The 11,977-nt window shown below is 37.3% G+C and carries 13 protein-coding genes, 1 pseudogene and 1 riboswitch; of the genes and pseudogenes, 5 read left to right on the top strand and 9 right to left on the bottom strand.

Annotation, left to right across the window (positions count from 1 at the left end):
* Positions 1–401: 401 nt before the first annotated feature.
* Together ABH957_RS17395 and pckA are read right to left on the bottom strand one after the other, a co-directional pair.
* On the bottom strand, positions 402–599 hold the full coding sequence (locus ABH957_RS17395) for a hypothetical protein (protein WP_404454366.1): 198 nt from the start codon (positions 597–599) through the stop codon (positions 402–404).
* 296 nt (positions 600–895) lie between these two features.
* Positions 896–2,482: a phosphoenolpyruvate carboxykinase (ATP) gene (pckA, locus tag ABH957_RS17390; protein WP_002089118.1), complete on the bottom strand. Its 1,587-nt coding sequence runs from the start codon at positions 2,480–2,482 to the stop codon at positions 896–898.
* Positions 2,483–2,710: 228 nt separating this feature from the next.
* Positions 2,711–2,832: riboswitch (SAM riboswitch) on the top strand.
* Between the two features lie 169 nt (positions 2,833–3,001).
* Here pckA and metK point away from each other — a divergent pair.
* Positions 3,002–4,201 (top strand): methionine adenosyltransferase, encoded by a 1,200-nt coding sequence (gene metK, locus ABH957_RS17385; protein ID WP_002015707.1) that lies wholly within the window; start codon positions 3,002–3,004, stop codon positions 4,199–4,201.
* Between the two features lie 190 nt (positions 4,202–4,391).
* On the opposite strand, the gene ABH957_RS17380 is transcribed toward metK, so the two are convergent.
* Both ABH957_RS17380 and ABH957_RS17375 read right to left on the bottom strand, forming a co-directional pair.
* Positions 4,392–4,574, bottom strand: coding sequence for a hypothetical protein (locus ABH957_RS17380; RefSeq protein ID WP_404454362.1), 183 nt, complete (start codon positions 4,572–4,574; stop codon positions 4,392–4,394).
* 6 nt (positions 4,575–4,580) lie between these two features.
* Entirely contained in the window at positions 4,581–4,760 is a 180-nt protein-coding gene (locus tag ABH957_RS17375; RefSeq protein WP_000424802.1) for a hypothetical protein, read from the bottom strand.
* Between the two features lie 238 nt (positions 4,761–4,998).
* On the opposite strand from ABH957_RS17375, the gene ABH957_RS17370 reads away from it, so the two are divergent.
* A complete protein-coding gene (locus ABH957_RS17370) occupies positions 4,999–5,508 on the top strand; it encodes a MogA/MoaB family molybdenum cofactor biosynthesis protein (protein WP_002034407.1) in 510 nt (169 codons plus the stop codon).
* The gene (locus ABH957_RS17365; protein ID WP_404454357.1) at positions 5,505–6,107 is read left to right on the top strand and encodes a molybdenum cofactor guanylyltransferase; all 603 of its coding nucleotides are present in this window, start codon (positions 5,505–5,507) and stop codon (positions 6,105–6,107) included. The genes ABH957_RS17370 and ABH957_RS17365 overlap by 4 nt, the downstream gene beginning before the upstream one ends.
* 218 nt (positions 6,108–6,325) lie before the next feature.
* Here ABH957_RS17365 and ABH957_RS17360 read toward each other — a convergent pair whose 3' ends face one another.
* The 5 genes and pseudogenes from ABH957_RS17360 to ABH957_RS17340 form a co-directional block, all read right to left on the bottom strand.
* Complete coding sequence (locus tag ABH957_RS17360; protein WP_404454354.1) at positions 6,326–7,438, bottom strand: RNA-guided endonuclease TnpB family protein; 1,113 nt, start codon at positions 7,436–7,438, stop codon at positions 6,326–6,328.
* Between the two features lie 11 nt (positions 7,439–7,449).
* Positions 7,450–7,633, bottom strand: a pseudogene (locus ABH957_RS17355) (IS200/IS605 family transposase); the annotation flags it as partial.
* Positions 7,634–7,636: 3 nt separating this feature from the next.
* On the bottom strand, positions 7,637–8,779 hold the full coding sequence (locus ABH957_RS17350; protein ID WP_404454352.1) for a glycosyltransferase family 4 protein: 1,143 nt from the start codon (positions 8,777–8,779) through the stop codon (positions 7,637–7,639).
* Positions 8,780–8,791: 12 nt separating this feature from the next.
* Positions 8,792–9,322: a phosphatase PAP2 family protein gene (locus ABH957_RS17345; protein ID WP_404454349.1), complete on the bottom strand. Its 531-nt coding sequence runs from the start codon at positions 9,320–9,322 to the stop codon at positions 8,792–8,794.
* Between the two features lie 145 nt (positions 9,323–9,467).
* A complete protein-coding gene (locus ABH957_RS17340) occupies positions 9,468–9,980 on the bottom strand; it encodes a gamma carbonic anhydrase (RefSeq protein WP_002015678.1) in 513 nt (170 codons plus the stop codon).
* 74 nt (positions 9,981–10,054) lie between these two features.
* Between ABH957_RS17340 and ABH957_RS17335 the strand changes: the two genes are divergently transcribed.
* Both ABH957_RS17335 and ABH957_RS17330 read left to right on the top strand, forming a co-directional pair.
* Positions 10,055–10,858: an alpha/beta hydrolase gene (locus tag ABH957_RS17335; protein WP_002129529.1), complete on the top strand. Its 804-nt coding sequence runs from the start codon at positions 10,055–10,057 to the stop codon at positions 10,856–10,858.
* Between the two features lie 37 nt (positions 10,859–10,895).
* Positions 10,896–11,960, top strand: coding sequence for a tetraprenyl-beta-curcumene synthase family protein (locus tag ABH957_RS17330; RefSeq protein WP_002089107.1), 1,065 nt, complete (start codon positions 10,896–10,898; stop codon positions 11,958–11,960).
* Positions 11,961–11,977 lie beyond the last annotated feature (17 nt).

Below are 11,977 nucleotides of genomic sequence, written 5' to 3'. Positions count from 1 at the left end.
AGCGGTCAGATCCTTTTTTAGTCCCATGCGGTGTGAAACGAGAAGGATGTAGTGAGTGGGAAAATAGTTTATATGTTCGAAGCCGTGGTTTGTATGTGTGAAAATCCGAGTATATCAATTGAAAATTAGGTTTGGAACTTTTTTAGATGGAATAGAGGATCTGGCGATGGATAGAAGCGGTCAGATCCTTTTTTAGTCCCATGCGGTGTGAAACGAGAAGGATGTAGTGAGTGGGAAAATAGTTTATATGTTCGAAGCCGTGGTTTGTATAAATGAAAATCTGGTTATTTAAATTGAAAATTGGCTTACTCTGGAATAAGGGATCCGGCGGTGGATAGTACAACAGGAAGCGTAACTTTGTATAAAATATAGGTTTCCGTTTCCAATAAGTTAATATGAAATCACTTAGTAGTATGACTCTTAGGTTCTTTAAAAAAGTTGGATACAATACAACAAACTATTCCGGTAATTAGAATAATGTATTTTATCGTTTCACTTGTATGCTCAAATAAATTAACGTTAAGCATCACAAGTCCCCAAAACATTTGAATCGCTCCATAACTGAATAAAAATTTTCCTGTACGAGAAAAATTTTTCATAGGCCTCATCCTTTCCTGTATATGTAAATTATATCATGGGAAACTACAAATGAATGATTATAAAATGAATTTTCTGTAAGTTTACGGGTATTGGTATGCAATAGATGAAGAGATTAAAGTTTCACTTTATATAAGACATAGAAAGAAGCTTACGTTTTTAACGTAAGCTTCTTTTTTATGTAAGTGTGTGTAACCGTTAAGCCGCATTGGGTTTTGTCGGTGAGTACGCGGAACTTTACGGTTACACGACACTTATTCATATGAGTAAAAGGGTTATTCCAACAGAAAATTTGTAATTAAGCGATTGGACCGCCTAAGTTAATAATAGCTTCAGAAACGCTATCGAATTTTTTGAAGTTTTCTTTAAATTCGTTTGCAAGCTCAATTGCTTTCGCTTTGTAAGCATCTTTATCAGCCCAAGTTTGTTCAGGCATTAATACTTCATCAGGTACACCTGGAACATGACGAGGTACTTCAAGGCCAAAGATGTCGTGTTTTGCAGTTTCAGCTTTAGCAAGTTCACCGCTTAGTGCTGCTTGAATCATTGCACGAGTGTAACCTAAGTTCATACGTTTACCAACGCCGTATTCGCCACCAGTCCAGCCAGTGTTTACTAAGAATACTTTCGCATCATGTTTCTCGATTTTTTCACCAAGCATTTCAGCATAACGAGATGCATCAAGCGGTAAGAACGGTGAACCGAAGCAAGTAGAGAATGTAGCTTGTGGAGATGTAACACCGCGCTCTGTTCCTGCTAGCTTACTAGTGTAACCGCTTAAGAAATGGTACATAGCTTGCTCTTTTGATAACTTACTGATTGGAGGCAATACGCCAGATGCATCAGCAGTTAAGAAAATAATTGTATTTGGATGTCCTGCAACACTTGGCAGTACGATATTGTCAATCGCATGCATAGGGTATGCAGCACGTGTATTTTCTGTTAAAGTAGTATCGTTATAGTCAGCGATGCGTGTTTGACCATCAATGACAACGTTTTCTAAAACTGAACCAAATTTGATTGCATCGAAGATTTGTGGTTCTTTCTCATGAGAAAGGTTTACACATTTTGCATAGCAACCGCCTTCAATATTGAATACGCCGTTATCAGACCAACCGTGCTCATCGTCACCGATTAATTTACGGTTTGGATCAGCAGATAATGTTGTTTTGCCTGTTCCAGATAAACCGAAGAATAGTGCTACGTCGCCTTCTTCGCCTACGTTTGAAGAGCAGTGCATAGAAAGAATGTCTTGTTCAGGTAGCAAGAAGTTCATAATAGAGAAGATTGATTTTTTCATTTCTCCAGCGTATTCTGTACCACCGATTAGTACGATACGTTTTTCGAATGAAACCATAATGAATGCTTCAGAATTTGTACCGTCAATTGCTGGATCTGCTTTGAAGTTTGGTGCAGAAACAATTGTGAACTCTGATTCGTGAGTTGCTAATTCTTCTTCATTTGGACGAATAAATAATTGATGTACGAACAAATTATGCCATGCATATTCGTTAACAACTTGAATTGGTAGGCGATAGTTGCGATCAGCGCCAGCAAATCCTTTGAAGATGAATAACTCTTCTTTTTCTTTTAAGTATTCTAAAACTTTTATATATAATTTATTAAAATGTTCTTCAGAGATCGGTTGGTTCACGGCTCCCCAAGCAATTTTGTCAGCAACCGATGCTTCCTTCACAATAAATTTATCTTTAGGAGAACGTCCTGTGTATTTTCCTGTTGAAGCAGAAACGGCACCAGTAGAAGTTAATTTCCCTTCGTTTCGCATTAATACTTTTTCCACTAATTGCGGAACACTTAATTGAATCTGTGCATTGCTTCCGTTCAATAATTCATGTAAACCAATTTGGACATTCACAGTACTCATATTTATATACCATCCTTTTCATTTAATGAAATATTTCTCGTAATCCCCACCAATAGTATAACACAATTATATAAATAATGTATACTATTTATTTATTTTTGTTTGTGTGAATGTATCATTTCCCTATTAATATTTCATTCTATACGTATTGAGAAAAACTTTCAGGAAAATGTGAATATTAATTGACAAATGAATATCATTTCTTTAGTATAGGTTGGGACGGATACTCTCTTATCCCGAGCTGGCGGAGGGACAGGCCCGATGAAGCCCAGCAACCTCACTTGTAGTGGTAAATACAGGTGAATAGGTGCTAAAACCTGTGCGAGGCTAACGGTCTCGAACGATAAGAGCAAAGGGCAAAAAGCAGTATGCAAGTAGCAAATTAAACCTTTCCTCTATGTTAAGTAGGAAAGGTTTTTCTGTATGCTTGTGTGGGAGAATAAATGTATGTCGCAGTTTGTGGCAAATTAAGGATGAGTTCCGTACAATATATACAATTACTGTAGGGAGGTTTACCACATGACAAAAAAACGTCATCTGTTCACATCTGAGTCTGTAACTGAAGGACATCCAGATAAAATTTGTGACCAAATTTCTGATTCAATTTTAGATGCGATCTTAGCAAAGGACGCAAATGCACGTGTAGCTTGTGAAACAACTGTAACAACTGGTTTAGTATTGGTAGCGGGGGAAATTACGACTTCTACTTACGTAGATATTCCAAAAATCGTTCGTGAAACAATTCAAGGCATTGGTTACACACGCGCAAAATACGGATTCGATGCAGAAACTTGTGCAGTTTTAACATCTATCGATGAGCAATCTGCTGACATCGCTATGGGTGTTGACCAAGCACTAGAAGCACGCGAAGGTCAAATGACTGACGCTGAGATTGAGGCAATTGGTGCGGGAGACCAAGGTTTAATGTTTGGCTTCGCATGTAATGAAACACAAGAATTAATGCCACTTCCAATCTCGCTTGCTCACAAATTAGCTCGTCGTTTAACTGAAGTACGTAAAGATGACACATTATCATACTTACGTCCGGATGGAAAAACGCAAGTTACAGTTGAGTATGATGAAAATGGTAAACCTGTACGTGTGGATACAATTGTAATTTCTACACAACATCATCCAGATGTTACGTGGGAAGAAATCGATCGCGATTTAAAAGAGCACGTAATTAAAGCTGTAGTTCCAGCAGAATTAATGGATGGAGAAACGAAATTCTTCATTAACCCAACTGGCCGCTTCGTAATTGGTGGACCACAAGGTGATGCTGGTTTAACAGGACGTAAAATCATCGTTGATACTTACGGTGGATACGCTCGCCATGGCGGTGGTGCATTCTCTGGTAAAGATGCAACGAAAGTTGACCGTTCTGCAGCATATGCAGCTCGTTATGTTGCGAAAAACATCGTAGCAGCTGGTCTTGCTGACAAAGCAGAAGTACAACTTGCATACGCAATTGGCGTAGCACAACCAGTATCAATTTCAGTTGATACATTAGGCACTGGTAAAGTATCTGAAGACGTATTAGTAGAACTAGTTCGTAACAACTTCGATCTTCGCCCAGCTGGTATTATTAAAATGCTAGACTTACGTCGCCCAATTTACAAACAAACAGCAGCTTACGGCCACTTCGGACGTACTGATGTAGATCTTACATGGGAACGTACAGACAAAGCAGCTACTTTAAAAGAGCAAGCTGGTCTATAATATATGAAAAAAAAGCTTTGCGCGTGTCGCAAAGCTTTTTTTATTTGGTTTTATCCCGCATTAACGGGCAGTAAGCCTCCCACTTCAAAATTCGGCTGTAAAGCAAAAAAGTTAGGTAGGAGGCTAACTGCCTGTAAAAGCCCGATTGGTTCAACTAATAATCAGTGGGGAAGAACAAAATCCCCACTGATTAAAGTTTCACTTTATTTACTACTTGAATGCAAGAACTACAATAAACTTCCCCGTCTAGCTCAATATACTTCTTCATATTTGTCATCCCACTTGCCGGAAATGGCATATGAATCCACGCTTTTTCATACGTTTGTATTTCCTTTTCACATGATTTACAAAGGAGTGGTTTCTTACGGAACATAGACGGTCACCCTTTCAGTTGGTGTGCTTTTCCTGCGCAAAAAGCACTGCTCAGTAAAAATAGCGTTGCGAATATAATACTCACTAATGTAGCATATGGAATCGCGCCTTTTAAGGAAAAGCCGACAGTGATGGAAGCAACAAATAAGAGAATGAATGTTGTTGTTAATTTTTTATAAAGTTCCATAGTGTGTGAACCTCCAAATTATTTTGTAATTTAAAATGAAATCTACTATGTAGAAAATATAAGGGGATTTAAAGAGTAGCTAATGGTGTGTAGTCCAGGCGTATAAGAAAGTATATTTTCCTTTTTGTGGTCGTATATACTTATATTGTATCACGGTGCATCATTGGCTTCATACATAATTGTGTAAAGATATGTATGATAAAATGAAGAAAAGTCTTTAAGAAAGGAAAGATGAAAAATGAGTGTAACTGAACATAAAAAACAAGCTCCAAAAGAAGTGCGCTGCAAAATCGTGACGATTTCCGATACACGTACGGAAGAGACGGATAAGAGCGGACAACTATTACATGAATTATTAAAAGAAGCAGGACATAAAGTGACCTCTTATGAAATTGTGAAAGATGATAAAGAAAGTATCCAGCAGGCTGTGTTAGCTGGTTATCATAGGGAAGATGTTGATGTCGTGTTAACGAATGGCGGAACTGGTATTACGAAACGTGATGTGACGATTGAGGCAGTTTCAGTGTTATTAGATAAAGAAATTGTTGGATTTGGTGAGTTGTTCCGTATGATAAGTTACTTAGAAGATATCGGAAGTAGTGCGATGTTAAGTAGAGCAATCGGCGGTACAATCGGGCGTAAAGTTGTCTTTTCGATGCCAGGGTCTAGCGGAGCGGTTCGTCTTGCGATGAACAAGTTAATTTTACCGGAATTAGGTCATATTACATTTGAGTTGCATCGTCAATGAGTAAGTGTGCTGGAATTGTATTAGCAGGAGGTATGTCGAGCCGATTCGGTGAGCCGAAAGCGTTAGTAGGCTGGAAAGAGAGTACTTTTATTGAGCATATTGTGAAAGTAATGGAAAGCGCTGTGCAAGAAATTGTAGTCATTAGTCATTCTGATATAAAAGAGAGAGTAGAGCAATTAGTACAAGTTCCAGTTATAGAAGATATGTCGCACTATAAAGGAAATGGGCCGCTTGCTGGAATTGTATCAGGAATGGAATATATAGAAGCAGATTGGTACGCTATTATGCCTTGTGATGCACCGAACGTTTCAAATGAATGGATTACCATTTTATTAGAGCAAACGAGCGATGAATATGATGCTGTTGTCCCTATTATTAATGGAAGAAAACAACCGTTACTTGCAGCGTATCATAACCGTGTGAAAGAAAAAATTTATGCTTTGCTTCAAGAAGAAAAAAGAAGTATGGGCCAACTTTTATCACAATGTAATGTGAAGTATATTGCTGGTGAAGATGTACAGGCGAATGCAGATTGGTTTATAAATGTGAATACGAAAGAAGAATATGTACAAGCTCAAAAAAACCTTTCAAATGAATGAAAGGTTTTTTGATATACAGAAATTGGGGAACAATTACTGTATAAAGGTATGTGAGTAAGTTAATTTTAAGGGGATTTCGTGAACTACCCGCCACTTAACGTCCTAAAGGAGTGTTTGAAGTGAGGGCTTCTCGGTTAATCATTACTTCTGATAGCTAACGAATTCGTCCTAAGACAGCCGAGCTAACTCCCTTGTTCCAAAGGTTATTTTATTACAATTTATGCTGACGCTAAAAGACGTATTGCTTCATTTTTAATATTGATAGCTGAGTTATAATCTCTATCGAGATTTACACCGCATATACAAGAATAGATTCGTTCAGACAATGTCAGACTTTTCACATTTCCACAGCTACTACATGTTTTTGTTGATGGAGACCATTTGTCTATTTTCACAAGTTGTTTTCCTTGTTCGTTTAGTTTATAAGTTAAGAAAGAAGTGAACATACCCCACCCATTATCAGCGACACTTTTTCCAAAATGAAGTGCTTGCGATATTCCTTTCATGTTTAGATCTTCAATAGCTACAACATCAAAATTGGCAGCTAACTTTTTAGACTCATGATGAAGAAAATTCTTACGTTGGTTAGCTACTTTCTCATGTAACGTAGCTACACGAATACGTTGTTTATTCCAACGTTCAGAACCTTTATTGCGTCTTGATAATACTCGTTGCGCCTTTGTTAATCGGTCTAACATGTTACGATAGAACTTAGGATAATTGGCTTTCTCATCCTCAGAACTGACGTATAATCCATCTATTGCAAAGTCTAATCCAACAACTGTTTCTACTTCTTTTTGTACAATCTCTTTTTCGTATTCAGTCAAGATTGACACATAGTATTTACCAGTAGGTGTCATAGAAATCGTACAAGACTTGATCATATAATCTTGTGGTATCTCTCTATGTTTTTTGATACGTACCATTTTCAGTTTTGGCAATTTGATATGACCATTAAGCAACAGAATATTACCGTTTACTACATTCATTGTATAAGACTTTCTGTCCTTTTTACTTTTGAATGTTGGGAAGTTATTTTGACCACTAAAGAAATTCTTATATGCAGTTTGCAAGTGTAGTTGAGCATTTGCCAAAGCTAATGAATCAACTTCTTTTAACCACTCAAATTCTGCTTTATATTTCGCAGGGGTTGGAGGCTTTTGTTTCTTTAGTTGTTCCTTATCATCTTTGTATTTTTCGTACGCTTCTTTTCGCTCAGCTAACATTCTATTGTACACGAAACGTACACAACCGAAGGTTTTACGTATAAGATTTGCTTGTTCTTCTGTTGGATACAACCGGAATTTATATGCTTTATTCTGCTTTGTCATATCATTTCACCTCACTTTTTACCTTGATTTTCAATATGTTTCTTTACTACGTCTATTGGCGAACTACCAGTAGTTAGTAAGCAAAAACTTCTTGACCAAAACATTTCTTTCTAAAGTTTTTTTCACTTGTGGAAAGTCTTTTTTGATTAGTTGAGAACTTGCACTTTTATAAGCATTAATAAATTTTGTCATTTCTTTTTAAGCGAGTAATTCTGATACAGTGTGCTGAAGGACTTCTTCATATTGCTCAAGTAATCCACGAAAAATCTCATCCCAGCTTTTTGACTTAGCATAAGACGAAGCAGCTATGCCCATTTGCATAAGTTTCTCTTCATTTTGCAATAAAGAATAGATGGATGATAGAAATGAATCCGTATTTTTGGGCGGACAAAGAATTCCCGTTTTTCCATCTGTAATAATATTTTTAACCCCGCCACTATTTGCTCCGATGACAGGTGTACCGCATGCAAATGATTCAAGTACGACATTTCCGAACGTTTCAGTAGCTGATGGAAATACCATCATATGAGAACAAGCATATGCTTGAGCTAAATCCGTGCCTTGTAAATATCCAGTAAAAGTGACATTTGTTTTCGGAACAGCTTCACGCAAATTTGTTGCTAGAGGCCCGTCTCCAGCGATGAGCCAATGAATATCGTCACGTTCTTTGTTTGTCGTTTGAATAAGTGTTTGAAGAGTATCGATATCTTTTTCAGGAGCAAGGCGCCCGACGTAGGAAAGAATATATTTCGCTGTAATATTATATTTTTTTCGGAATAGGTCTTTATTGTAAGTTGGATGAAAGAGAGTACAATCTACACCACGTCCCCAAATATAGAGCTGTTGAAATCCTTTTTTCTTTAATTGATGTAATGTTTCAGGAGAAGGAACAAAGTTTTTTTGCATATGACTATGAAACCAGCTTAAATAGTTCCATAGCATATTGGAGAGAAATTCGATTTTGTAATAGCGTAAATAGGCGTCAAAATCAGTATGATAAGAACCGACAACTGGGATATTTAACTTTTTGGCATAATATAACCCACAAAGTCCCATATTGAAAGGCGTAGCGATGTGAATGATATCAGGTTTAAAGGCAAGAAGTTCCCGCTTAATGCGCGGAGTAGGAAAGGCAAAGCGACATTCTGGATATAATATTGTTAACGGGATACTTCTCATTTTGTTCACATTCGCTACGAAATTATCTTCTGCCGTATGCTGAGGGGCGAAAACAGAATAGGCGATATTTTCTTTTTGAAAATATTTAGTTAAACGTTCCAAAGTTTTCGCCACACCGTTGACTTGTGGTGTAAATGTATCGGTAAATATGGCGACTCTCATCATATCGCTCCTTTACATGAGTGGAATGAGTTGATAAAAAGAGATGATGCCAGAGCAAGTGCCAAGGCACATGCCTACAAATACATCTGACGGATAATGAAGCCCTAAATAAATACGGGAAATACCGACGCATAATGCTAACGGTAATAGAAAAGCAAGCAAGTTTGGATTATAGCAAATAAATGGAATGAGGACAGAGAAAACAGCCGTTGTATGTCCGGATGGAAAAGAATGATCTTTTAAAGGCTGTACTGGATATTTCGCATCTTGAATTGTTAAATAAGGACGTTTTCGTGGATACCATCTTTTTAATATTTGCACAGGAATATGGCTAATTGTCAAAGAAATAGCAGTTGCAATTGCAGCTTGATGCAAATTCCCTGTTGCGAAAATTAAAAAGAATAGGGTAAGTGCAATGGAAAAACTTGGACCACCGATATGGGTAATATTGCTGAAAAAGATGTTTAATGTTTTTTGATCAAAGTAGCGATTAATTCCTTTGAAGATGTAACATTCTATTTTATATAGTCCACTGACCTTCATGAGATTTTTCCTCCCTCATTTACATATATATGGAGTTATTAACTTCTATTTTAATAAGATTTTATTGAGGGGATAATAAGGTTTTGTAAAGAAAAAGTTAGATTTTTTCATAAAAAAAGCTGCCAGTCTTATGGCAGCGATAAAATCACTTTTGTAACGATTTATAATATTGTCCTTTTTCAACGTATTGTGTGCGGATACGTTCCATATCTTTACGGTCTTCTTCTGTTAATTCGCGAATGACCTTCGCAGGGCGACCGAAAGCTAACGTATTAGGAGGGATTTTCTTTCCTTGTGAAACGAGACTACCAGCACCGATGAAAGCTCCTTCACCAATTTCAGCGCCATCTAATATGATAGATCCCATTCCGATTAAAGCATCTTTTTCAATTTTGCAGCTATGTAAAATAACTTGATGCCCAACGGTAACGTCATCTTCTAAAATAAGAGGATACTGGGGGCTTTGGTGAAGTGTACATTGATCTTGTACATTTACTCTATTTCCAATTATCGTTGGTGATACATCACCGCGGATGACTGTATTAAACCAAATGCTAGATTCTTCGCCAATTGTCACATCGCCTGTAATGGTAACATAGTCAGCGATAAAAGCACTACTCGCAATTTTTGGATTTTTTTCTTTGTAAGGATATATCATGTAAAGCCTTCCTTTCCTAGAGACTAGTTTTAGTGTATCAAATTATGAGAAAGAGTGAAATGGAGGAGGTCCGTATGTGGAATTATGAAGCAGAGGAAGCGAAAGCTGTAGTCGTTATCGTGCACGGCGCAATGGAATATCACGGACGTTACGAAGCTATAGCAGAAATGTGGAATCATATCGGCTACCACGTTGTGATGGGAGACCTTCCATCACATGGAACGACTTCGAGAAATAGAGGACATATTGATTCATTTGATGAATACATAGAGGAAGTTAAATTATGGGTGAAAGAGGCAAGGAAGTATCGATTACCTATTTTTATATTTGGTCATAGTATGGGTGGTCTTATTGTCATTCGTATGATGCAAGAAACGAAGAGAGAAGATGTAGATGGTATTATTTTAAGTTCACCATGTTTAGGTGTATTAACTGGACCTTCTGCTCCGCTTCGAGCTGCCTCAAAAATATTAAATGTTGTTGCTCCAAAATTGCAATTTGCAACGAATCTTACAGTGGAAATGTCAACTCGTAATCATGAAGTGAGAGATGCGATGGAGAATGATTCATTGTTCTTGCGCAAAGTATCAGTACGTTGGTATAGTGAATTGATTAAGTCTATCGAAATTGCGCATAAAAAAATAGGCGATTTTCCAGACGTTCCACTCTTGCTAATGCAGGCTTGTGAGGATAAACTTGTAGATAAAACACGTGTCCGTACTTGGTTTGATAATGTTAAAATAAGTGATAAGGCTTTTAAAGAATGGCCGAATTGTTATCATGAGTTATTAAATGAGTATGAGCGTGATGAAATTTTGAATTATATTCAGTCATTTACTGAAATACGCATCAATAACATAATAGAAACAAATAAGTAAATTATTTGTACATTGAATAGAGGAGATGAAGGAAGAAGTGAACGTACCGAGTAATCCCATAACGCTCATGGCGAAAGTATACCGTGATGTGTTTCCGGTAGTACACCATGAGCTAGCGATGTGGAAAGAGCGTGCCTACCATATTCCGAATGACGAGCTTCATAGTCAGGCAATCGCAAGTATTGAGAATAAAACGTTTCATTGCGAGGGCGGTGGCATTTTAGCGCTACTAGCAAATGAACATCGTGAGGAATGTATTCGTTTTATCGTAGCTTATCAAACGATTAGCGACTATTTAGATAATTTATGTGATCGTAGTACATCACTTGACCCGAAAGACTTTGCGGCTCTTCATGAGTCGATGGTAATGGCATTAAGCCCTGAAGTTGAAGGGGGCGGTAACTATTATCGTTATCGTGATGATCAAGATGATGGTGGTTATTTAGATGAGCTTGTTGAAACATGTCAGGATGTTTTAAAGAAAACGAAGCATTATGATAAAATTGCTCCAATTCTTCATGAACTTGCTTGTTATTATTGTGATTTGCAAATTCATAAACACGTGAAGTTAGAAGAAAGAGAACCACGCTTAAAAACATGGTTTGAAGCGCATAAAGAAAATTTACCACCGATGAGTTGGTTTGAGTTTTCAGCATGTGCAGGTTCTACGCTTGGAATTTTCTGTCTTGTAGCATATGCATTTCATGATGAGTTACATGAAGAAGATATTGTGAAAATTAGACAAGGGTATTTTCCATACGTACAAGGACTTCACATTTTACTTGATTATTTCATCGATCAAGAAGAAGACCGTATCGGCGGAGATTTGAATTTCTGTAGTTATTATGAAAACGAGCAAGCTATATTAGATCGTATGAAACATTTTGTAGAAGAAGCAGAGAAGAGCATTGGTGATTTGCCTCATGCGAAGTTTCATCGTCTCATAAGCCGAGGATTACTTGGTATTTATTTATCAGATCAAAAAGTATCAGCGCAAAAGAATATGCACAAAATGGCACGGCGCATTGTAAAATACGGAGGGCTCACTTCACGATTCTTCTACTGGAACGGGAAGATGTACCGAAAGAAAATGGCGCAGTGATGAAAAAAACCACTCTT

Origin of the sequence: Bacillus sp. RC242 (genome assembly GCF_044908245.1) — a bacterium.
Classification (GTDB): domain Bacteria; phylum Bacillota; class Bacilli; order Bacillales; family Bacillaceae_G; genus Bacillus_A; species Bacillus_A mycoides.
The sequence above is the reverse complement of the archived record's forward strand: the minus strand, read 5'-3'. Positions and strand labels throughout refer to the sequence as shown.